Here is a 22,367-nt window from a genome sequence, read left to right on the forward strand (position 1 = left end):
GCCTGCCCCCGCTGTTGCGAGGCATGCGGCTTCGACCTCGGGGTCCGGTGGCTGGTGGCGCACCGCGCTCGCTCTCTCGGGTTCACCCACCAACCACAAACTTGACACGAACGCCGTTCGCACATAGAACAGCGTTCGTGACAATGGATGTGAACCAGACTGTGGACGTGACCGTGGTTGGAGCCGGGCCGGTGGGACTCGTGCTCGCCGCAGAGCTGGCGCTCTCCGGAGCGACGGTGCAGGTACTCGAGCGACGGGCCGCACCGGACAAGGCGATGAAGGCGGGGGCGATCAACGTGCCGACGGCCGAGGCACTCGACCGCCGCGGCCTGCTGCCTGCCGCTGAACAGGTGCAGCGAGAGATGCTCGAGCGGGTGGGGTCGTTCGCGCGCATGGTCGACGACCAACCGCCCGGTGGCGGCCAGGCAGTGCGCGAGTCGCGGTTCACCGGGCATTTCGCCGGAATGGTCCTCGACCCCGACCTCGTGGACTGGTCCGATGCCGACCTTGCCGCGCACGCCGCGGTCGCCGGAGCAAGATTGGTGCCGCAACGTGAGCTGGAGGAACTGCTGACCGACCACGTCGCGCGACTCGGCGTACCGGTACGTCGCGGAGTGGAGGTCACCGCGCTCGAAGACACCGGCGACGGCGTGCTCGTCGGCACCACTGCCGACACGGTGCGCACCGGGTGGCTCGTCGGGTGCGACGGCGGACGCAGCACCGTGCGCCGCCTCGCGGGCATAGACTTCCCCGGCACCGGCCCCGAGCTCACCGGACACCTGGCGGTCGTCGACATCGCCGACCCGGAGAAGCTCGCGAACGGATGGGCGTGGTCGACCCGCGGGGCGTACCGCTATGGGCCGCAGCCCGGGCGGGTGGTCACCGTGGAGTTCGACGGCGCTCCTGTCGACCGCTCGGCGCCGGTCACCCTTGAGGAGTTGCAGACCAGTCTGCGCCGGGTCTCGGGCACCGACGTCACGCTGACCGCGTTGCGCGGCGCCGCGACCCGCTGGACCGACAACGCCCGTCAGGCCGCGACCTACTGGTCGGGGCGGGTGCTACTGGCTGGCGACGCCGCGCACGTGCACTCGCCGTTCGGCGGGCAGGGACTCAATCTCGGAGTCGGCGACGCGATGAACCTCGGTTGGAAACTCGGTGCTGTGGTAGCCGGTTGGGCGCCCGAAGGGCTGCTCGACACCTACGACACCGAGCGTCGTCCCCTTGGCGCCTGGGTGCTGGACTGGACACGGGCCCAGATCGCGGTGATGCGTGGGGACGCCAAGTCGGCCGCGCTCCGGGAGGTCGTCGCCGATTTGCTGAGCACTCGGGCGGGCACGACCTACGCGGTCAAGAAGATCTCCGGCGTCACGCAGCACATCGACCTGCCCGGCGACCATCCGCTGGTCGGCCGGTTCGTCCCCGACCTGTGGCTGAGGGACGGCTCCCGTCTGGTCGACCACGGTCACGGCGGAGGGTTCCTACTGCTCGACCGCACTCCGGACGGCGCGTTCGCCCGCCTCACCGCGGCCTGGGCCGGGCGAGTGAGCAGCGTGGTCGACGGCCACGCGACGCCGACCGGGGTGTTGGTACGCCCGGACGGGGTGGTCGCCTGGGCCTCCGACACCACGGACATCACCGCCGTCACCGGCCTCGAAGCCGCCCTGCACCGATGGACCGGCGCGCCGTCATCCTCACCCGAGCACGAGCCGGTGGGCTGAACCCCCGTCAGCGTCGGCTTCAGCCATCTACTGCCGGATGACGTCGATCATCCAGGTGACGCGGAAACGGTCGGTCAGCGTGCCGCAGAGGGGAGAACAGGGCGGGGGTCGAGGAGTTCCTCGACGGTCGCGCCCGCGCCGAGAGCGTTCCAGCAGCCGATGACCTCCTCGGCATCCGCGCCGGGCAACGCGAAGTGGAAGGGAAACTCGCCTGGATCCCCAGGACAGTTCTCCCAGGTGAGGCGGGGATACGTCCCTCATCCACACCGCCTGCGCCGCCGTGCCTTCCAATCCCGCCGCAAGCGGTGTCCTGCACTGGACTGGTGTGCCTTCCGAACCATGGTGCTAACCTGTCTTCAGCACGTGAGTTCGCCGACAGTGGCGCCAGTGCCCTTTCGCTTCACCCATCAGCGCATTCTGCCGCCCGTCCTTCTCGACCGGCTCGCGGGAATGCCGCAGATCTTCCTCAACGGCCGTCGGTGGGCGCACCCGCCTCCGCGCCAGGCAGTTTCGGCAGCCCACAACCAACAGCGTTCGCCTCACACCGCTGCCTTCGCACGGGGCGCCGCCGCTCCCCTGTCAACACCTCACTCCTCCACTACCCCACTACCCCTGCCAGCAAAGGGCGTTCATGACCACCACCGCATCACATGCCGAACACAGGCATGACAGCACGCTCGTCCCGGTCGCCGGGGTCTTCGACCGGTCCGGCAAACATGGCTTTCTCCGAGTGGACGGCTACCTGGCCGGACCACATGACGTGCCCGTGACCGCGTCCCTTGAGGGCCAACTGGGCCTACGCAAAGGTGACTTCGTAGAAGGGACCCGCGACACCCAAAGTCACGCCACCGGCAACGGGCAACGCCTCGGAACGCGCGGGCTCGTCCAGGTGGACCGCGTCAACGGCCTCAGCGCGCAAGAGGCTTCACGTCGGCCGCACTTCGCCGATCTGATGCCCGTCTTCCCGACCGAGCGGCTGCGCCTGGAGACCACCCCGAACGTTCTGGCCAGCCGTGTCGTGGACCTGATCGCGCCGGTAGGTAAGGGCACCCGGGGGTTGATCGTGGCGCCGCCGAAAGCCGGGAAGACAGTACTCCTCAAGACACTCGCCGAGGCCGTGGCCGAAAACCATCCGGAATGCCACCTCATGGTCGTCCTCCTCGACGAACGGCCAGAAGAGGTCACCGACATGCGGCGTTCCGTACGCGGCGAGGTGATCTCCTCAACCTTCGACCGACCGGCCGCAGACCACACCGCCACCGCCGAGTTGGCCGTCGAGCGCGGCAAGCGACTGGTGGAGCAGGGCCGAGACGTGCTGATCCTGCTGGACTCGATCACCCGCCTGTGCCGTGCGTTCAACAACAGGGCCGGGGGCAAAGGCCGGACACTGAGCGGTGGCGTTGACGCGGCGGCCCTTCTCGGCCCCAAGCGGCTCTTCGGAGCCGCTCGCAACATCGAGGCGGGTGGGTCGTTGACGATCCTGGCCACAGCCCTGGTCGAAACCGGATCACGTGCCGACGACTACTACTTCGAAGAGCTCAAGAGTACGGGCAACATGGAGTTGCGGCTCAGCCGCGACCTCGCCGACAGTCGGATGTTCCCCGCCGTCGACGTAGCCCCTTCGGGCACCCGCCGCGAGGAGTTGCTCGTCCCGGCCGACGAACTGGCCGCACGGCGCAGGCTGCGTCGAGTACTGACGGCCCGGGGCCCCCATCAGTCCACCGAACTGCTCCTGGACCACCTGCGGCGCACTGCGGGAAACACCGAGTTCCTCAACCGGATCACGCAGCAAGCGCTTTAACGCACGGCCGTTCACAGGGTCCAGCGGTCCGCCTCGCAGATCCTCGGCGACGCACGTCACCAGGTCATCGAGTGCCACCGACCATGCTTCGGCCACCAAGACATGAGCACCTCGTGAGGCCGCGAACTGCGGCTCGCCAGTTGCCCGGCCATGTAAGCGGCGGCGCGCTGCGCGTACTGCCGGTCGCGGCGTATCGCTCCGGGACCCGCACCTTCCTCAAGGATGGCCGCACCACCACACCACAGACGCCGATGGGCTGCATCCACCCTCGCGTGCCGCCGCGCGCGGCCGTGCGGCGGCAGGACCTTGCAGGACAAGCGTTGGTGGCCAGACGTCTGCTGGTCCACGCTGTCTGGTCGGACTACGCAGCGTTCACGGCGGTGCACGCAAGTCATCACAAGTAGTTGCGATGCAGTGGTCCAGGAGCTGGCTGGACCAAAAGAAGACCGGTTCGCATCTCACTCCCCACTGAGACTCAGGTGTTGATGGGAAATTCCGGGGGCCGTCTTGTGCCCGTCGAGTGACGCAGACCGGTCGCCTACGCATATCTCGCCAGGCCGGGCCGCTTCCCCGACGCTCCCGGCAAGCCGATGGTCAGCGGCCCTACTTCCAACAGCTTTTGCTCATCCTGCGCTTGCGCTACCCGTACTGTCACCAGCCCCACAGAGCTGGCCGAGGAGGGCACCACGGCCGCCCGCCACTCCCCCTACGCCGCCGACCACTACGGCCAAGGGCGATGCAAGGGCTCCCGGCAGAAGCCGCTGCCCGACCCGGGCACCCGTGGTCGCCGACATCGCGCCCGCATCCTCACCTGCGGCGTGAGGCACCGAGCCGGACAAGAAGTGGGTGGGTCCCGGCCTACCGGCTTCCCTGCGCCAGGTGGGATGGTTGCAACGCCACTGAGGGCGGCACAACCCACTTCGGCTTCGACCACAAAGGGCCGGTCGTCCGAGAAGGAGCCTCCAAGGCACTCCGGCCGCCGGACTCCTCGCCTTTGACCGCCCGTGAGACATACCAGCCCCCAGAAGCCGTCTCGGCGGCCGGAGCCACTCTGGACGGGTTCAGGCGAGTGCATTCCATTTGGCGAACGCCGCCGACCGAAGTGCTCAGTCACACCCCGGTCGCCCGGCGTCCAGCGCCTCATCACTCGCGGCCTTGATCAGTGGGAGTCCGCCGCCGCCTGCCGCATCAGCACCACGTGCCCGTCGGTCCGTGCGTCGTACGACATCAGCTTGGGTAACACCGCGGCCAGCAGCCCGACGGCGGCCACGCAGGCCACGCCCCCGGACCACACCGACGTCCGTACGGACGTCCACGCCGCCATGGAGCCCGCGCGGACCTGGCCCAACTGCGGACCAACGGAATACGACAGCAGCTCGATCCCGGCGAGACGGCCGCGCAGCTCATCCGGGATCGTCTGATTCCACATCGCCGAACGGAAGATTCCGCTCACCTGGTCGCAACCGCCCGCGAACGCCAGTGACAGCAACACGAGCCAGACATTGTGTATCCCTCCAGCCGCCGCCATCGCCACACCCCACGCGGCCGCCGCCCCGACCACCATCCGCCCGTGCCGATGCACCCGCGACGACCAGCCGCTGGTCACGCTCACCGCCAGAGCTCCCGCGGGCAGCGCCGCATACATCAGCCCCAGCGACCACGGCGCCCTCAACTCATCGGCCAGGAAGGGGAAGACGGCCGTCGGGAACGCGAAGAACATCGCCACGCTATCGACGACGTACGTACCGAGCAGTTCCTTGCGGCGCCAAGCGTAGTGCGCGCCCTCCGCGAGGCCGCGCCAGGACGGCCGCTCGGCGTCATGCGCAGCGGGCGAGGGCCGCAGCCCCAGACTCAGAGCGACCGAGACGACGAACGACGCGACATCGATCCCGTACGCCCACGCAGTCCCCGAGCACGCGATGAGCACCCCCGCGAGCGACGGCCCAGCGATCGCCCCTAGCTGCCAGCGCAGGGAGTTGAGCGCGGCGGCCGCGGTGAGTTGCTCGTGCGGGACGATGCGCGGCACGATCGCGTCGATGGCCGGTCGCTGCAGCCCGGTCAACGCACTTGACAGCGCCGCTACGACGTACAGCGGCCACACGGCGGGGTGTGGGAGCAGTGCGTTGACGAGTAGCGCGGCGGAGAGCAGTCCGAGCGCGCCCTCGCAGTAGACGATCAGCTTCCGCCGGTCCGCGGCATCGGCGAGCGCGCCGCCGTAGAGCCCGAAGATGATCAGCGGCACGAGCTCCACCGCTCCGACCGCCCCGACCGCCAAAGCCGTTCCCGTCAACTCCTTGACCTGGACGGGCAGGGCGACAAACGTCAGGAAGCTGCCGAAAAGCGTGACGACACCCGAGCACCACAGCAGCCGGAAGTCACGCGAGGAACGCCAAGGCGCGAGGTCGGGGAGGAACGCACGCGAGCGCGATTGATCACCATCGGGCACGAGTCGCCATGTTGCGCCCGCCAACGACCCATCGGCAACCGAATTATTCCCTATCTAACTGGCCAGGCATTGCACCCAGCAGCCGACTTGAAGCGCTCGTTCACCTCCGGCGCGGCCTCCGGGCCGTCGCGTGGAACTGCGGACGCGCTGGACTGGACACCTGCCGCTCGCCGTGGATCACGGTGATCCGCGGCGAGGTTCGGCTGAGGGCTGGGCGCGAATACGCGAGGAGCAGTCCGCCGGCTGGGCGTTTGGCTTCCGCCGGCCACGCGACCGTCACGCCATCGGAGGCGTTGTGCTACAGCCGGGCGTCGAGCCTGCGCAACAAAGATCCGTCCCGCCCATAGTCGAACGGGACCACCACTCGGATGCTCGCGGTGCAGTCAGCGCATCAGTGAAAGGCCTCAACTTGGATGACCGCCCGGCGGATTGCGGCGCAATGTGCCTGCCGCGACCGGGGCACCCACAGGCCTGGTAGACCGGCTCACACTGTGATCATGTCTCCCGCCGGAACGATGGTGAGCGGCACCTCGGTCAGCATTTCGGGACTCAGGAATCGTGCCATCGACTGCTGTCCGATTTGGCTGAGCATGATCTCGTGGATCTGGATGAGCCGTTTGGGCGCGACTTCGCGCACATAGTCCGCCGCCTCGCCCAGCTTGGTCCACGGCCCGCTGGTGGGCAGCAGCAGCGTGTCAATCGGAGCGGACGGGACGTGGTAGGCGTCGCCGGGGTGGTAGAGGCGCTCCTCAACGAGGTAGCCGACGTTCACGACGCGGGGGATGTCGCGGTGGATCGCGGCGTGCAGCTCGCCGAACACCGCGATGCCGAAGCCCGCGACGGTGACACGGTCGCCAGCCGCGACCGCGGTGACCTGACCGCGCCGGGCGGACCAGCGCTCCACCACGCTCAGCGGTCCGTACACCCGCAGGTCGGGGCGGGCGTCCAGGGCCTGGCCGATCAGGTTCTCGTCGAAGTGGTCGAAGTGCTCGTGGGTGATCAGGACGGCTTCGGCGGCGGCTACCGCTGCCGCCGCGTCCGGGGTGAGCGTGCCCGGGTCGATGACTATCCGCCCGTCGTCCTTGACCAGCGACACACAAGCGTGGGCGTGCTTGATCAGCTGCACTGTCGGCTCCCATTCAGGATATGTACAGGTACGCCTGTACAGTATCACCTGTGCACCTGCTAGCCTGACAGCATGAACAGCGCGCTTCCGAACGAACAGGCGCCCTCGCCGGATGAGTTGGCCGCACACCTGAGGGCGGCGGTCGGCGCCCTGGTCCGCAGCACTCGTACCGTCGACCGGCTCGCACCCATCCCGGCGGCAGTGCTCGACCTGCTCGACGTGCGCGGCCCCATGACCACGGCCGACCTGGCGGCGAGCCGCGGAGTGCGCCACCAGACGATGGCCGCGACCGTCAAAGAGCTGACCGATGCCGGCTTTCTGGCCGTCGGCCCCGACCCGGACGACGCCCGCAAGAAGATCCTCACTCTGACCACAGCCGGGAAGAGCGCGATCGACGCAGACCGCCGCCAGCGTGTCAGCGCGCTCGCCGAAGCGCTGGACGCGGCTCTGGACGAAGACGATCGGCGCCTCATGGCCCACGCCCTGCACCTCATCGACCGGGTCACCGCGACCGTCGCCGGGGCTCACCCCTCCCCCACCGGCGGGAACGAACCGCTCACCGGCGCCTGGTGACAATGCGATTGGAAGGCGTGCCCCCGCCACCACTCCGCGGCGCCGTCATCGCCGAAGGCAAGGCCATGGTGTGACGTACGATGCCGGCAAGGGCAGGAAACGCACGGCTGCGCGTGCAACCGGCGTTGCGGGCGGCGACGGTCAGCACCCATCGTGCGGAGGGCGGCGCAGCGGTGGGGGCGCTGCGCCGCCGGGAGTCGCCCGTGGGTGACGTTGTTGTCGGCCCCGGGGACTGGTGAGTGGGTGTCAGTGCTGGGTGAAGTCGGAGAAGTCCGCCTCGCCAGAGGTGCCGTCACTGTGGGAACTGGTGAACACACCCACGTCCTGCGCCGCCGTCGCACCCGGGACCGTGGCGGTGGCCAGGCGCGTCCAGGTGATGCCGTCGGTCGAGTAGTAGCCGGTGAAGGTGGTACCGGCGCGGACCAACTTGAGCCAGCTGGGGTAGACGGCGGTGGCCGTTCCCTGGTTCGGTGGGGCACTGTTGGAGTCCAGGTGGCCACTGCCGGTGCTGTCCCACTGCAGGACGTATCCCTTGCCCGGGGCCTCGGCCAGGATCAGGTAGCCGGGAGACGTGCCGGGGGCGGTGATGTCGTCACGCACCATGATTCCGGCCTTCGCCCACTCGCTCGTGCGGCCTTGGGCCGCCACCTCGACCACGGTGGTGGAGCCGTCGTGTTCCGCGGCGTGCTGGTAGATCGCACTGTACTGGTCCGTGTCTCCCCACAGATCCGCGCCCGCGCCGTCGACGGCGAGCCTGCCACCCTGTGCGCCGAAGACGGCGGTTGTGTCGGAGAAGGTGTGGAACGGGGGCTTGACGGGGGCGGACAGCTCCACCGGTCTTGATGCGGTGGCCAGCCAGGTGCCGCCGGGTGCGTGACCGGAGGCGGTGCCGCTGACCGTGCTCCGGGTGATCGGCGCGGGAAGGACGGCGGGGGCGGTGACCCGGAACGTGGCCACCGCCGTGCCGCCGCGGGGTATCCGGGCGAAATAGGTGCGGCTCAGTGGAGTGACGGTCCATCGGGTCGGTGCGGCGAAGCCCAGCCGGACGTCCGCAGCGGTGCCGACGCCGTTGTTGGTCAACGTTGATGTCACCGTCGCGGAAGTTCCCGCCAACCAAGCGGGGGCGGTGGTGGTCAGCATGACGTGGGGTGGGTAGCGGCCTGGCATGCTGGTCGCCGCAACCCGATACAGCACCGTGCCATGACCGGGTACGAAGGCCTGAACAGCCCCGGCGGTGGCGGTGGTGGTGTGCGCCCACACGTCCCGCACCGTGTAACCGTTGGCCGCGGGCAGCCCAAGCGCGGACGCGATTGTGGAGATCTTGGCCGGCGCGGCGTTCTCGTTGAACAACGCCACGGCTACGCTGTGGTCGGCGAGCGGCTTGGCCAGCACGTCCAGTCCACCGGTCATGCTCACCGGCCTGCCTTGACGGCCGAGCCGGTCCTGGTCGATGGCGATGACTTCCTTGTTGCCGTAGGTCGCCAGAGTGGTGACGCTGGCATGGCGCAGATCGGTGCCGGCGATCAGCGGAGAGGCCATCTCGGCCCACAGTGAGAACTCGCTGCGATCCTCGGTGGCGGTCATGCCGTTGCCTACTTCCAGCATGTCCGGGTCGTTCCACGCTCCCGGTGAGGCCGCGTCAGCGAGCCCCACGTTCTGATGGAAGATGGACAGCATCCGCCCGTAGGTAGCGTCGATGTCGCCAGTGGTGCGCCACAAGTTGCTCACCGAGCCGCCCCAACTCGCCACGTTCTCCTGGCCCCAGTCACACAGGCTGTAGACGATCGGACGCCCGGTACGGGCCAACGCGTTCCCCATCGCCTGGTAGCGCTGACGTGCGGGTATGCCCAGGTTGTTGCAGTTGTCGTACTTGAGGTAGTCAACTCCCCAGGCGGCGAAGGAGTTGGCGTCCTGTTGCTCGTGGCCCAGGCTTCCCGGGTAGCCGGCACACGTCATGGTCCCGGCGCTTTCGTAGATACCGAGCTTCAGTCCGCGAGCGTGCACGTAATCCGCCACGCCCTTTATGCCATGCGGGAACTTCACCGGATCCGGCACCAGATCGCCCGTGGCGCTGCGGGAGCCGGCCATCCAACAGTCATCGATGTTCACGTACTGATAGCCAGCGGAGCGCAACCCACTGGACACGATCTTGTCTGCGGTCTGCTCCACGAGTTGCTCGCTGACGCTGCAGCCGAAGGCGTTCCAGTCGTTCCAGCCCATCGGCGGGGTGAGCGCCAGACCGTTGCCGAGCGCGGCGGCCGGAGGAGCGGTGATAGGAGCGGCCACAACAGGCGCCGCCCCCAGGAGGAACGCGACCACGGCGGCCCACGACTTGCGCATGGGATCTCCTGAGTCCGAGAGGAGTGCCGGAAAGTGCGGTGGATCTGATGCCTAGCGCAGTGCAGGGGAAGCGAACCAAAACCAACACAATGTGTCAATACACAACGCACGGATAGCCGATCGACAACCGGAAATCCACAAAAGCAAAAGGCTGGACCTCGTCGGCCGACAGGACCTGTGGCCCTCTCGCCCGACGAGGCGTCACCTTCCAACGGGCCAAGTCGTGGGCCTCCGTCAGCGGGTCATCCGCCGGTTGGCGCCGGGAGCGTCGCGCCCCGGTTCAGCGCGGCTGCCATATCGTGGGCAACGCACTCATCCCGGGTGAGATCGGCAGGGCGTTCCCCAGCGGCGACGTCGCCTTCGTGTCATCGGCGAGCCCGGTGCGTGCGCGGGCGGCGCGTACTGGGAGGAACCCACGCAGGCCAACCGCGACGCGATCCGCAGCATGCTTCAGCCCGCCACGACGGTGTGGCAATACACCCATGGAGCCCGGACCCGTCAACTACGCGAGCGTGCGGCTTTATCCCACGTTCCAGTAGTACTTCCGAACCCACCGGCCACCGTTGCTGGCCACCTGGGGCCGCAACGACCCGTTCTTCCTCCCCGCTGGAGCCGAGGCGTTCAAGCGTGACATCCCCGACGCCGATGTCCGGCTGCTGGACACAGGCCACTTCGCGCTTGAGACGCACGCGGATGAGATCGCCGCAGCCATCCGCGGGTTCCTCACGGCCTGACCCTCGCGGTCCGCACCAGACGCGCCTTCGCCATATCACGGCTGCGGCCTGCGCGCCGGGTGGCGTCTGCGTGTGTGCTGGAAACCGGAAGCCGACACGCGATGCCGTCCTCAAGCTCGCATCTTCCTGATTAGCCTTCAACTCAGGTCCTCACGCCAGCGGTTGTGATCATGGGTCCGGCGTTCACAACCGACCAGGACACCTTGGGCGCCATCGCCTCCGGCAGGCCGACCTGGACGGTTTACTACGCCCGCCAGGCCGAGATCCAGCCAGCCCCCCGCGTCGTCTCCCGCCCCTTCACCGACCCCGCCCCGGCAATCCAGACCTACCCGGCCGTACGCCCTGGCCCCCCATCGCGTCCGCTGACCGTGCTACTGGAGGCCTGCAACCAACAAGCCAGCTGAGGCGCTCGACCACAAGTCCCGGCGGCGCCCGGGATCTGCCACATGGGCCGCAAGCGGCCGCCCGACCAGAAACAAGTACGGACGCGGCCCTCGGCCGACGCAGATGATTTTGTCGGCACCCGCAGGACCCGCAGTCATTGAGCGGCCGTGTCAACCAGTACTCAAGCCGAAACGCGCTGCTATGCGGCGGACGCACTTTGATCGGACCCCGACTTCCCCCACGTTGCTCCGGCGGCTCGCCGACGCCGTCGACGCGGCGCGGTCACCCTGCGGCGACTGGGTTGATCGGGCCGGGAACCAAGCGCCGCCCGGCCCGCGGCAGACCCATCAACGGATACGAAAGAGCAGCGCGGATTCCGGCGAGTACGCCTCTCGGCCCCGTACTGGCACCCCACACGGTCCGATCGCGCGATGGCCGAGTCGGCGCTCCGCCAACCGCACGAAAACGCGGTCCAGGCCCTGCCGTGCTCGGCCCTCCCCGCACCCCCCACAGACCGGCCCCCACCAGGGGCTGACGGGATTGTCAGCATCGTCGGCCGATAAACGTACCAAGCCGTTTTCGCTGCTAATTGACGATAGGTGTCGGCCGCTTGAGTGGTTACACGCAACGCTGCGTAGCGCGGTTTGTGCTGCTCGGGTCTCATTGGTCCGGAGGGGAGCGGAAATCCCGCTCCCGATAACCGGAGGGATGTGATCACCGTGAACGAGGCACTGGCCATTGAGTCCGCCGACGTCTACGAGCCCCCGCTGCTGGCGGAAGCGGGCGACTACGCCGAGCTCACCCAGGGCGTCGAAGGCATTACACCGGAAGGGTGGCATGCCCACTGGGTCGGCGTCTGAATTAACGCGCCGGGTGCTGGCTTCGCCCCGCGCGAGCGAGGTGCTGGCACCCGGCCGCGACCCGCGCGGCTTGTTCTGGAGTCGCCTTCCATTTCTGTTCCGCTCCTGCCCGTCTCACCGCTCAGGACAGGCCCATGGGCTCCGCCCCCACCTGGTTCGTCGTTCTTCCGGACCGCGAGATCCATCCCGATGTCATGCGGCAACTGCGGCAGCGGGCCGCCCAGGCCGTCTCCCATCCCTCCGGGCGTCCATGGCTGGTCGGCGCCTGGTCCCCCCACGAACTGACGTTCGCCGCCGCGGGGGAGGTACGGCTCGCCGTCGCCGGGGTGTGCTCGCTCACCACCGAGGAGCTGGCCATACGGGCCAGGCGCGTGCACAGCCTGGCCGCGGTCGAGAGTGCGCTGGGTAAAGCCCATGGCAGCTTCCATGTCATCGCTTCCGTGGGCGGCCACACCTACGTGCGCGGGACGCTGTCCGGGGAGCGGCGGGTATACCTGACGGCCGTCGAGGGCGGCGTCATCTGTGCCGACCGCGCGCGCACCCTGGCCTGGCTCACCAGCGCCGAACTGGATACCGCACAACTGGCCGTGCGCCTGACAGGGTTCACCGCGCCGCATCCCTTGGCCGGTGGCGCGTTGTGGCGTGGGATCCGCAGAGTCATCCCGGGTGAGGCCCTGCACCTGGACCCTGGCGGCCAGTGGCGTACGGCCCGGTGGTGGCAGGCTCCCGAGGGCGAGCTGCCGCTCTCGGAGGCCGCCCCCGCCCTGCGGCAGGCGCTGCGCGAGGCCGTGGCGCTGCGGGTGCGGCCGGGTGAGGTGCTGGGCGCCGACCTGTCCGGAGGCATGGATTCCACTTCCCTGTGCTTTCTGGCCGCCGAGGTAGGGGCCCGCCTGGTCACCGCCACCCTGCGCTGGACGGCGCCCGGCAACGAGGATCACGCCTACGCTCAACACGCTGCCGAACTCCTGCCCGGTGCCGAGCACTTGGTGTTCCCCTCCGCCGAGTTGCCCGCCCACTTCACCGGGCTCGACGACCGCCGCGACCCCGGCGACGAGCCGTCGGCCGCCCTGCGTGACCGAGCCCAGCAGCACCATCTGGCCGAGGCGATGCGGGCGCGCGGGGCCGTCCGCCGCCTGTCAGGGCACGGTGGTGACCACGTGGTCCAGCCGCCGGACGCCTACGTGCACGGGCTGCTGCGTCGCTCCCCGCTGGTGGGGCTGCGGCACGCGGCCGGGCTGCGCGCCCGCCGCCGCTGGCAGCTGGCAGCTGTTGCACGCATGCTGCTCGACGGGCATGCGTACGGGACCTGGCTGGCCAGGACCACCGGTCAGCTGCGGGCCGCCCCGGCACGCCGTGTGATCCGAGCGCCGCAGGGGTGGGGGCTGCAGCCGCAACTGCCGCCATGGGCGAGCGACCAGGCCGTCGACCTGGTCGGCGAACTGCTGCGTGCCGCGGCCCGCAACGTCGAGCCGCTGGCCGTCGAGCGCGGTCGGCATGCCTGGATCCACCAGGCGCAGGAAGCGGGGAGGATCGCCGGGCACCTTGCGTACGGGACGGCGGCCGAGGGCCTGCCCGTGCACAGCCCGTTCTGCGACGACGCCGTGATCAACGCCTGTCTGGCGACCCTGCCCCAGGAGGCAGCGACTCCGTGGTCGTACAAGCCGCTGCTCGCCGCTGCGATGCACGGCCTGGTGCCAACTCGCGTTCTACACCGGACCACCAAGGACCACTGCGGCGTGGAGTGGCAGCACGGCCTGCGGTTGCACCGGCGCGAACTGGCCGCGTGGGCTGAGGAGTCCCGGCTGGTGGCCTCGGGCGTCGCCAACGCGGAACTGCTGCGGCGGGCCCTGCTCTCCCCCGGCCTACTCCGCGGCGGATCAGCGGAGTTGGAGTCAACGCTCGGCGCCGAGGCATGGCTGCGGGACCTTGAGGCGCATCCGGCGCCGGTCCACCTGACCCACCACGGTGCACCCCGGCCCGAGCCGGACCGAGCTGCACCGATCCGCTCCCTGCCGCCCAAGCACGACAACTCTCCTAAAGGAGCACCAAGTTGAGCCGACTACACGCCGATGTCACCGCCTGCCCGACCGACGACGGCATGGTTCTGCTGGACGAGCGCCAGGGACGCTACTGGCAGCTCAACGGCACCGGCGCCGTCGTCGTCCAAGCCCTCCTGGACGGCGCCACCCTTCAGCAGGCGGCCGATCAACTCGCCCAGACGCAGCCAGTGAGTCGAGAGCGCGCGGCCGCCGATGTCGCAGCACTGGTGGACCAGCTCAAACAGGCGAAGCTGGTGACCACCCCGTGAGCCAAGTCCTTGACACCAACGGGACAAGGCCTCGGCGGGGCCGAAGTCTCACCGCCCGCACGGCCGTTGGCGCCGCCAGACTCATCGCCAGGCTGCCACCGCGCCGCATCCGCACGGTGCTGCGCGTGGTACGCCGTGGAGCCAAGCCGGCCGACTACGCCGAGACGCTGCGGGCGCGGCAGGACGTGACGGCCATCAGCACTCTGTGCGCCGGGCGCTACTGCCTGCAGCGTTCGCTGGCCACCGCCCTGCTGTGCCGACTGGCCGGCAGCTGGCCCACGTGGTGCTCAGGGGTGCGGACATCGCCGTTCGCCGCGCACGCCTGGGTGGAGGCCGAGGGCCGCCCCGTCGGCGAGCCCGAGGACACCACCACCTACCGGACGGTGATCAGCGTGCCAGCGAGGGGACACTCCCATGGTCGCGTATCTGGCGGAACCCCATCGTGACTGCAGCACATCCATGGCTCCGGTTCAGCACGATCAACTCCGCATGCCACGTGCCTGCTTGGCCCTGCGGCGCCCCAGGCAGCCACTCCGCTGGCGCCCAGGCGGTGGCCCAGCGCCCCTTTGGCCGACGCCGCGCTGGTGACGGCTGTCGCCAGCGCGGCCGAGGACAACCTTTACTCGCGCCTCCGGCGCGCAGCGCCGGTCAGGGCCACGACCCGATCTGTCAGAAACCCTCAGCGGTCAGGTCGACTTCTGCCCGTCGAGCGTCTCGCGCAGGATGTCCGCGTGCCCGGCGTGCTGGGCGGTCTCCGCGATGACGTGCGTCACCACCCGGCGCGCGCTCCACACCGCCCCCCGCTCGTTCCAGGGCGCCTCCGGCAACGGGTGCGTCGCCGACAGGTCGGGGATACTGCTGATGATCTCCTCGCTTCGGGCGCCAACCTCCGCGTAGCGCTTGAGGATCCCGGTCAGCGTCTCGCCGGGCAGCATCTGGAAGTCGTTCTGGTGATCGATCATCCACTGCGGGAACTCGCGTGCGGTGCCGTCCGCGATGTCGGCCCAGGTGACGCCGTCGGGCAGGTCGTAGCGAAGTGCCGAAGGGCCATCGAGCACGAAGCGCATCCATCCTTCCTCAATGGACGCGACATGCTTGATCAGCCCACCCAGGCACAGCGCGCTGGCTGTCGGGCGCTCGCCGGACTGCTCGTCGCTGAGCCCGTGCACCGTGCGGGTCAGGGCGGATCGCGCGGCCGCGAGTTCTGCGAGCAGGTCGGCCCGCTCGCCGTCGAGAGTGGAGGGCGTGGTCGTGGCGTTCATAGTGATCGGGTCTTTCTGGTCGTTCTCTTTGGTGGACACGACCACGGTCCCAGCAGAAGCGGACAGGATGTGGCCGCTTCCCGAAGCAAGATGGGCATCATGCCGAAGACCTCAGCACGACTGCTGTCGCTCCTCTCCCTGCTCCAGGCGCGCCGGGACTGGCCGGGGCAGTTGCTGGCCGAGCGGTTGGAGGTCAGCGCGCGCACCGTGCGCCGAGATGTCGACCGCTTGCGCGAGCTCGGCTATCCGATCTTGACGATCAAGGGCCCCGACGGGGGCTATCGGCTGGGCGCCGGCACACAACTGCCGCCCCTGCTGTTCGACGACGACCAGGCCGTGGCCCTCTCCGTCGCGCTTCAGACCGCCGCCACCACAGGCGCCGGCATCGAGGAAGCCGCGGCGCGTGCGTTGAGCACCATCCGGCAGGTCATGCCCACGCGGCTACGCCATCGCGTCGACGCCCTCCAGGTCACCGCCGTCGAACGCCCGGGAACCCGGCCGCATCCGCAGGTCGACCCCCAAGTGCTCGTGACGCTCAGCTCGGCCGTACGCGACCACGAAGTGCTGCGCTTCGACTACACCCCCGCGTCCCCGTCGGAAGCCGCCGACGCCGACCCCGCCGCAATCCCGCCGCGCCAGGTGCAGCCACACCACCTCGTCCACTGGGGCGGGCGCTGGTACCTCGTCGCCTGGGACCTGCAGCGCGGCGACTGGCGCACCTTCCGCGTCGACCGCATCAGCCCGCGCACTCCCACCGGGCCTCGATTCACCCCGCGCGAACTGCCCGGAGGTGAGGTGGCCGACTTCGTGGTCGGCAGGTTTCAGGGCTCCGGCGGCTGGCCCTGCCGAGGCGAGGTGGTTCTCGGCCTGCCCGCCCATGTCGTGTCCACCTACAGTCACGACGGAGTCGTCGAAGAGCTCGGCCCGGACCAGTGCCGCCTCATTCTGGGCGCGTGGTCATGGCCCGCACTGGCCGCCATTATCGGCAAGTTCGACGCCGACATTCAGGTCATCGGGCCCACCAAGCTCAAGGACGCCTTCGCCCACCTGGCCCGCCGCTACGCCAAAGCCGCGACTACCGACCCCACCTGGGCACACCCAAGCCAGTGAGCCAGGAAACGTACGCCAACTCCGTTGGTTTCACAGGGAATTGGCAGTGACCCTCATGTGATCCATCGGGTCATATACCGCTTGGGCGGTCACGATCCGGAGTCGGCCCCGCCCCACCGGCTTCCCCCTGTGATCGTAACCACATCCCCTTCCTGTCACGGTCGCCGCTCGGGTGGTGTCCTCAAGGTGTGAACGCCGCTGAAAACCGTGCAAGCGAAGGGAACACCATCATGAAGGCCATCATCGTGTGCGCCTCCGCGTCCCATGGCAACACGAAGAGGATCGCCGAAGTCATGGGCCAGGTCCTGGAGGCCGTTGTTGTCGACCCTGAGCAGGTCGACATGGCGGAGCTCTCCACCTACGACCTCGTGGGATTCGGCTCGGGAATCTTCATGACGAAGTTCCACCCGCGGCTGCGCCAGTTCGTCCGGTCGCTCCCGAAGGGGGAACGACGCAGGGCGTTTGTTTTCGCCACCAGCGGACTACCCGAACCGCCGTTCCGGCCCTTCGCCCGCCCCCTTGTGCGGCTCCTCAAGCAGAAGGGCTTCGAGGTGGCTGACACCTTCTCGTGTCGCGGATTCGACACCTGGCTCCCGTTCAGGCTTGTCGGCGGTATCAACAAGGGACGGCCCAACGCCGCCGATCTGGAGGCGGCGCGCACGTTTGCCGAAGAGCTACGAGCTCGGACCGGTGTGGCGTCCTGACCGGTCTTGCGGAGTCACCGCGTGATCCTCGGCCGTCGTACCCCCTGGACGTCAATTCCGGGGTCGTCAGCGGTGCCGCCCTTGTGGCGGCCGTATGGGGGCGGGAATACGGGCAGATGGTTTAAGGTTCAACCTTACACGTCAGCTTCGACGCCCGCCCGAGGAGGATGCAATGCCCGCCGTGACCGTAGAGAACACACTGTTGCTGCCACGCGTCCCGGAACCGACCCCGCAAGCGGCTGCGCAGCGCGCCGTGCGCTCGGTGACGAGTGCGCCGCAGGGCTTCGAGGGCGAGGGATTCCCCGTATACCGTGCCTTCGCGGGGGTGCTGCTGCGCGATCTCGACCCGTTCGTCCACATGGACCAGATGGGTGAGGTCGAGTACGCGCCCGGCGAGCCCAAGGGCACCGCCTGGCACCCGCACCGCGGCTTCGAGACCGTCACATACATGATCGACGGCCTGATGGAACACCAGGACTCGCATGGCGGCGGAGGCACGATCACCGACGGCGCGACCCAGTGGATGACCGCGGGCAGCGGCATCCTGCACATCGAGACTCCGCCCCAGGCCCTGGTCGCCTCCGGAGGCCTGTTCCACGGCATCCAGCTGTGGGTCAACCTGCCACGCGCCAACAAGGGCAACCCCCCGCGGTACCAGAGCATCGAGGGCCAGCAGGCGGTGCTGCTCTCCTCGCCGGACGGCGGCGCGCTGGTGCGCGTCATCGCCGGCGACGTGGCCGGGCACCACGGGCCGGGTGCCACCTTCACGCCGATCACCATGATCCACGCCACGCTCAACCCCGGCGCCCGCCTGGTGCTGCCCTGGCGGCCCGACTTCAACGCGCTGGTGTACGCGCTGTCCGGACGCGGCGCGGTCGGAGCCGAGCAGCGCCCGCTGGACGCCCACCAGCTGGCCGTCCTCGGGCCGGGCGCCGCCCTGACCGTGGCCGCCACCGGCCAGCCGGACAACCGGACGCCCAACCTCGACGTACTGGTCCTCGGCGGTCGGCCGATCCGTGAACCCGTCGCACACTTCGGGCCGTTCGTCATGAACACCAAAGCCGAGGTCATCCAGGCGTTCGAGGACTACCAGAGCGGCAGGCTCGGGGTCATCCCCGCCGAGCGCGTTCCCCACACGGCACCTGGCGAGGAGCTCAGTTGACCGACACCACGTACCCGTACCCGCAGGAGAGCACGGCCCAGCGCTGGGCCCGCGCGGGCCTGTTCTTCGAGGCCAAGGACTATGCCGAGGCCGCCCGGCTGCTCGTCGGCATAGTCGAGGCGGTCCCCGAGCAGGTCGCGCCGCGCCTGCTGCTGGCTCGCGCCTACTACCACTCCGCGCAGCTGCGGAAGGCCGAGGAGCAGCTACGCGAAGTCATCGCCAGGGACCCTGTCGAGAGTTACGCCCACCTGATGTTGGGGCGCACCCTGCAGCGCCAGGGGCGACCGGACGAGGCCACTCCCTGGCTACGCGTCGCCGCCGCGCTCGCTGGAGAGTTGGCGGTCGAACACTGACGACCCGCGCCGAGGACCCCGTCCATGCCGGACCGCCAGGCGTTACACGGCGGTTGACGGTCAGGGCCGGTCGTAAGTGAAGGGCGTTTCGGCGCCCGCCCTCCGGCAGCAGCCGTGATCACCGGTTACCACACGGAGATCAACCTGCCTGCTCTCAACCGGCACGTGCAGGCGCTGCTGCACGTCCACGTCCGGCCGCTCAGCCGCGAGGTCATTGAAGGGTTCAAGCAGTATGTGGCCGCACTGCCCGAAGTCCTGTCGGTGTTCGTCGTGGCCGGCGGAGACGACTTCCTCGTCCATGTGGCCGTGCCCAGCGTCGAGGCCCCGCACGCCTTCCTCATGGACAAGTTCAGCAAGCGCCGGGAGATCGTGGGCTTCCGCAGCTCGATCATCTACCAGCACGCCCGCAACCAGGTCGTCACGTCCCTACCCGCTTGACGACCTCGGGGTCGGCCGCTGACGCCACCCGTGCTGCCACCCAACTCAGCAGCACAGCGTGGGGCGATGCCGCAACTGGCTTGGTGCGTCTGGCTGCAGTTCGCCAAGGTGTCTGTCCAGTGGGAACTCACGTTGCTCGGCCAGCGTGGCTTCGCAGTCGACCTGCGCGACGGCCACCGTGCCATGAGGGACGTACGCTCGCTTGTCGAAGGCGCGAGGCTACGGCGCGAAACCCTTGAAGCCATTGGGCTTTCGCGCCACCTCAATGCGTCGCCTCTGCGCGGCCCCGCCGCCTGGCGTCTCCTCCGGCCCCGCCGCTTGGCGTCCCTCGTCCTCCGGCTCCGCCGTCCCCAAGGCTGATCACTTGTCAGAAACTGCCGGTCGGCCGAGATTGCCGCGGAGGAGTTCGCGGGGTGAGGGGCCGCCCCGGAAGCACCACAGCGCGATGACCGGATCACAGATGGCGCAGCTGAGTGAGGAGTTGTGATCGAAGGTGAGAATGGGATGGCCCTTGAGATAGTGGACGATGTCCCATGCGGTGTGGAGCAGCCAGCCGATGCCGACGAAGGTCCATGACTCCAGACCGCGGTAGGCGACGTAGGTGGCTACGGCGGTGAACGCCAACTCCCAGCCGCCCAGGCCGCCGCCACTGAGGTAGGCGGCTCCCGCACCGGCCACCATGATCGCGTTGAAGCGTCGGCGGTGCGGTTCGCGGATGAGGGACATCACCAGCGCGTAGAGGATGCCGACGCCGATGGGCGTGACGTACTGCATGCGTGAGCCTTCCGTGGAGTGTGGTGTAACCGTCGGCCGCGTCGCGCGGCCGACTCGGCTCACAACGGTATGACCGGCCCCGCCCACCCCCCAGCGGCATTATCGACAGGCTCCAACGGGTTGTCGCCATTGGGAGGTTGCGCGTCGGATCGGCGACGCTCAGGCAACCACCCCCGGCCCAGCCCCGGGCACGTCGATGAGGCGGCTGTTGGGCGGTGCGCGCTCACCCGCCTTCGACGCGCCACAGCCAAGGCCCGCAACACCACGCCCAGCACTGGCGGGTTTTGCCAGCCGTGGCATCTGAGCCGCTGTGTAGGGTTGCCCAGTAAAACGCGGTCAGTTGGTGGCCCTCGCCATCCCGCTGGGCGACGGGGGCACGGTGCCTGTGGCGTCCTCGACGTGATGGGAGTGGCAGTGAACAGCCAGAGTGTGGATGAGCAAGGGCTGGATCGGCTTCGGGCCGCGTTGACGGCGCGCTCCGCGATAAAGAGCTGGTCCGAGGGAAGGGAGCTCATCGAGCTCCTCCGGGCAGCCCATCACGCGGGATGGCTCGACCGTCTACACCGCGAGACCACCGCCGACGAACTGGCCACCGCGACCGGTGTCTCAGTCGAGCAGGTCTCCAACGTGCTGGCAGTGCTCACTTCGGCTGGTGTGGTGCAGACAAGGAGCACCAGGTTTCAGCTGAGCCCGACGTTCGATGCCCTTGTCGTTGGCGCCTCCGGTGTCGATATGTCCACCGTGCTCGGCGCCGTGGACCTGACGCGTGGCCAGTTGGAGCAGGCGGTGCAGCCGCCCGGTCGCACGCGTGGTCTCGATGGTGCGCAGGCGCTGGCGCTCGCCCGCGACTGGGGAGTTCGGACCACGCCCGGCGCCCGGCAGTTGTACGGGACGCTCTATCAGGCACTCCCCGAGTATCGGGATCGACTCGAACGAGGCGGTCCGCTGCTCGACGTTGGCAGCGGTGTAGGCGGCGCGCTGCTCACGACGCTCACCTTGTTCGAAGAATTGCGGGCGGTTGGCGTCGAGGTCGTCCCGGAGGTCGCCACCGAACTCCGGCGCCGCGCACAGGAAGCGGGCGTCGACGAACGCGTGGAGCTTCGGGCCATCGATGCGCGCACCTTGCGTGACGAGGCGACCTTCACGGTTTCCTACTGGGCTCAGGCTTTCTTCTCCGCCAGCGCTCGTGCGGAAACCCTTACCGCGATCTTCCGCGCCTTGCGCCCCGACGGTCTACTGCTTATGCAGGAGCTCTTCCCGCCGTCGGCCACGCAGGACCAGCCCACCGTTCGCGGTCAACTCGATCAGCTCTTCTACCGGCAGCAGGATGTCGCCTACGGGCTCTCCGCTGAAGCTCTCGCCGCGGAAGCAAGTGCGGCTGGGTTCCAGGACGCCCAGATCATCGACAGCCCGCTGGGACGACTCGTCATCATGCGCAAACCGGCGGTTGACCAACTCCAGGGCCTGTCCGGTGGGTCATGAGTGAAGCCACGACACTCCACGGCCGAACAGCACGACTATCTACTCATCTGACCTATTTGCACTGCGGATAGCTGGTCTTTCGATGGGCAGCCTGGTGACATGACGAGCCTCCGTAGAGCCGGGCTGGCGGATGGTGCCGGTGTGCCAGTCGGCTGGCGCCACCAAGTGCGCCCCGGCTCGCGCACCCTCTTCTGCCAGTACACGTGGCGGGGTTGCGACGGGCTCGTGTGCTCTCAGCCGTACTTCCAGCAGTGGCCTGCGGGAGCTGCTGACCCGTCGAGGGAAGAGAGATCATGAGGTCGCAAAGGGCACTGTGCCGGTTCCGTAAATCCGTCCTGGCAATCGCCTCGGCGCTCACGCTGCTGGCGGTACTGCCCGGCAGCGCACAGGCCGCGTCCGGCACCTACACCTACGTCACACCGTCCGGGCAGAGCATCCAAGGCCAGGACCCGTCCAGCGACACGTGCGTCCCGCTCACCGGGGGTGCGGTGAAGTTCTCCAACGACACCACCGATACCGCCTTCCTGTACGCCAGCGGATCATGCGGCGGAGGATGGGGCGACCTCGTCGGTACCGGCGCCACATGGGACGCGCCCACGGGCGCCCAGGCCCTGGCCGTCAGGTTCGGCTCCGCGTAATCCTGCCCGCTTGCCAGGGAAGACCTTTAGAGCGTGTTCGTAGTTCGGATCTTCAGGCGGGTTGAAGGCTGCGGATCCACAGGATCGCTCCGCGCAGGTGGAGTCCGGCGAGGTAGCTTTCGGGCGTCTTGTCGTAGCGGGTGGCCAGCCCGCG

The 22,367-nt window shown here is 68.8% G+C and carries 21 protein-coding genes and 1 pseudogene; 16 read left to right on the plus strand and 6 right to left on the minus strand.

Annotation, left to right across the window (positions count from 1 at the left end; translation table 11 throughout):
• Window positions 1-143 precede the first annotated feature (143 nt).
• A complete protein-coding gene (locus tag P3G67_RS28510; protein ID WP_276096075.1) occupies window positions 144-1,718 on the plus strand; it encodes an FAD-dependent monooxygenase in 1,575 nt (524 codons plus the stop codon).
• Between the two features lie 631 nt (window positions 1,719-2,349).
• On the plus strand, window positions 2,350-3,519 hold the full coding sequence (gene rho / locus P3G67_RS28515) for a transcription termination factor Rho (protein ID WP_276096050.1): 1,170 nt from the start codon (window positions 2,350-2,352) through the stop codon (window positions 3,517-3,519).
• A gap of 1,159 nt (window positions 3,520-4,678) precedes the next feature.
• Here the strand turns inward: rho and P3G67_RS28520 are convergent.
• Window positions 4,679-5,965 carry an MFS transporter gene (locus tag P3G67_RS28520; RefSeq protein ID WP_276096051.1) on the minus strand — a complete coding sequence of 429 codons (1,287 nt, stop codon included), beginning with the start codon at window positions 5,963-5,965 and terminating at the stop codon, window positions 4,679-4,681.
• Between the two features lie 484 nt (window positions 5,966-6,449).
• A complete protein-coding gene (locus P3G67_RS28525) occupies window positions 6,450-7,091 on the minus strand; it encodes an MBL fold metallo-hydrolase (protein ID WP_276096052.1) in 642 nt (213 codons plus the stop codon).
• 72 nt (window positions 7,092-7,163) lie between these two features.
• Between P3G67_RS28525 and P3G67_RS28530 the strand changes: the two genes are divergently transcribed.
• Window positions 7,164-7,664 carry a MarR family winged helix-turn-helix transcriptional regulator gene (locus tag P3G67_RS28530; protein WP_276096053.1) on the plus strand — a complete coding sequence of 167 codons (501 nt, stop codon included), beginning with the start codon at window positions 7,164-7,166 and terminating at the stop codon, window positions 7,662-7,664.
• Between the two features lie 246 nt (window positions 7,665-7,910).
• On the opposite strand, the gene P3G67_RS28535 is transcribed toward P3G67_RS28530, so the two are convergent.
• Window positions 7,911-10,004 carry an NEW3 domain-containing protein gene (locus P3G67_RS28535; RefSeq protein ID WP_276096054.1) on the minus strand — a complete coding sequence of 698 codons (2,094 nt, stop codon included), beginning with the start codon at window positions 10,002-10,004 and terminating at the stop codon, window positions 7,911-7,913.
• Between the two features lie 563 nt (window positions 10,005-10,567).
• On the opposite strand from P3G67_RS28535, the gene P3G67_RS28540 reads away from it, so the two are divergent.
• The 6 genes from P3G67_RS28540 (at window position 10,568) to P3G67_RS28565 (ending at window position 14,736) form a co-directional block, all read left to right on the plus strand.
• On the plus strand, window positions 10,568-10,738 hold the full coding sequence (locus P3G67_RS28540) for an alpha/beta fold hydrolase (protein ID WP_276096055.1): 171 nt from the start codon (window positions 10,568-10,570) through the stop codon (window positions 10,736-10,738).
• Between the two features lie 170 nt (window positions 10,739-10,908).
• On the plus strand, window positions 10,909-11,142 hold the full coding sequence (locus P3G67_RS28545; RefSeq protein ID WP_276096056.1) for a hypothetical protein: 234 nt from the start codon (window positions 10,909-10,911) through the stop codon (window positions 11,140-11,142).
• 699 nt (window positions 11,143-11,841) lie between these two features.
• A complete protein-coding gene (locus P3G67_RS28550; RefSeq protein WP_276096057.1) occupies window positions 11,842-11,982 on the plus strand; it encodes a lasso RiPP family leader peptide-containing protein in 141 nt (46 codons plus the stop codon).
• Between the two features lie 134 nt (window positions 11,983-12,116).
• Window positions 12,117-14,036: an asparagine synthase-related protein gene (locus P3G67_RS28555; RefSeq protein WP_276096058.1), complete on the plus strand. Its 1,920-nt coding sequence runs from the start codon at window positions 12,117-12,119 to the stop codon at window positions 14,034-14,036.
• Window positions 14,033-14,290, plus strand: coding sequence for a lasso peptide biosynthesis PqqD family chaperone (locus P3G67_RS28560; RefSeq protein WP_276096059.1), 258 nt, complete (start codon window positions 14,033-14,035; stop codon window positions 14,288-14,290). The genes P3G67_RS28555 and P3G67_RS28560 overlap by 4 nt, the downstream gene beginning before the upstream one ends.
• Window positions 14,287-14,736 carry a lasso peptide biosynthesis B2 protein gene (locus P3G67_RS28565; RefSeq protein ID WP_276096060.1) on the plus strand — a complete coding sequence of 150 codons (450 nt, stop codon included), beginning with the start codon at window positions 14,287-14,289 and terminating at the stop codon, window positions 14,734-14,736. The genes P3G67_RS28560 and P3G67_RS28565 overlap by 4 nt, the downstream gene beginning before the upstream one ends.
• 240 nt (window positions 14,737-14,976) lie before the next feature.
• On the opposite strand, the gene P3G67_RS28570 is transcribed toward P3G67_RS28565, so the two are convergent.
• Window positions 14,977-15,552: a DinB family protein gene (locus P3G67_RS28570; RefSeq protein ID WP_276096076.1), complete on the minus strand. Its 576-nt coding sequence runs from the start codon at window positions 15,550-15,552 to the stop codon at window positions 14,977-14,979.
• Between the two features lie 99 nt (window positions 15,553-15,651).
• On the opposite strand from P3G67_RS28570, the gene P3G67_RS28575 reads away from it, so the two are divergent.
• From P3G67_RS28575 to P3G67_RS28595, 5 genes are all read left to right on the plus strand, one after another.
• On the plus strand, window positions 15,652-16,662 hold the full coding sequence (locus P3G67_RS28575) for a helix-turn-helix transcriptional regulator (protein ID WP_276096061.1): 1,011 nt from the start codon (window positions 15,652-15,654) through the stop codon (window positions 16,660-16,662).
• Window positions 16,663-16,892: 230 nt separating this feature from the next.
• Entirely contained in the window at window positions 16,893-17,366 is a 474-nt protein-coding gene (locus tag P3G67_RS28580; RefSeq protein WP_276096062.1) for a flavodoxin family protein, read from the plus strand.
• A 172-nt stretch (window positions 17,367-17,538) separates the two neighbouring features.
• A complete protein-coding gene (locus P3G67_RS28585; protein WP_276096063.1) occupies window positions 17,539-18,528 on the plus strand; it encodes a pirin family protein in 990 nt (329 codons plus the stop codon).
• Window positions 18,525-18,881, plus strand: a complete 357-nt coding sequence (locus tag P3G67_RS28590; RefSeq protein WP_269857598.1) for a tetratricopeptide repeat protein — start codon at window positions 18,525-18,527, stop codon at window positions 18,879-18,881. The genes P3G67_RS28585 and P3G67_RS28590 overlap by 4 nt, the downstream gene beginning before the upstream one ends.
• 114 nt (window positions 18,882-18,995) lie before the next feature.
• A complete protein-coding gene (locus P3G67_RS28595; RefSeq protein WP_276096064.1) occupies window positions 18,996-19,319 on the plus strand; it encodes an Lrp/AsnC family transcriptional regulator in 324 nt (107 codons plus the stop codon).
• A 360-nt stretch (window positions 19,320-19,679) separates the two neighbouring features.
• Here P3G67_RS28595 and P3G67_RS28600 read toward each other — a convergent pair whose 3' ends face one another.
• Entirely contained in the window at window positions 19,680-20,093 is a 414-nt protein-coding gene (locus P3G67_RS28600; RefSeq protein WP_276096065.1) for a DUF6010 family protein, read from the minus strand.
• Between the two features lie 414 nt (window positions 20,094-20,507).
• On the opposite strand from P3G67_RS28600, the gene P3G67_RS28605 reads away from it, so the two are divergent.
• Together P3G67_RS28605 and P3G67_RS28610 are read left to right on the plus strand one after the other, a co-directional pair.
• A complete protein-coding gene (locus P3G67_RS28605; RefSeq protein WP_276096066.1) occupies window positions 20,508-21,575 on the plus strand; it encodes an SAM-dependent methyltransferase in 1,068 nt (355 codons plus the stop codon).
• Between the two features lie 293 nt (window positions 21,576-21,868).
• Window positions 21,869-22,213: a hypothetical protein gene (locus P3G67_RS28610; RefSeq protein ID WP_276096067.1), complete on the plus strand. Its 345-nt coding sequence runs from the start codon at window positions 21,869-21,871 to the stop codon at window positions 22,211-22,213.
• Between the two features lie 52 nt (window positions 22,214-22,265).
• On the opposite strand, the pseudogene P3G67_RS28615 reads toward P3G67_RS28610, so the two are convergent.
• Window positions 22,266-22,367, minus strand: a pseudogene (locus P3G67_RS28615) (IS5/IS1182 family transposase); the annotation flags it as partial.

Origin of the sequence: Streptomyces silvisoli, assembly GCF_029269905.1 — a bacterium.
Lineage (GTDB): Bacteria > Actinomycetota > Actinomycetes > Streptomycetales > Streptomycetaceae > Streptantibioticus_A > Streptantibioticus_A silvisoli_A.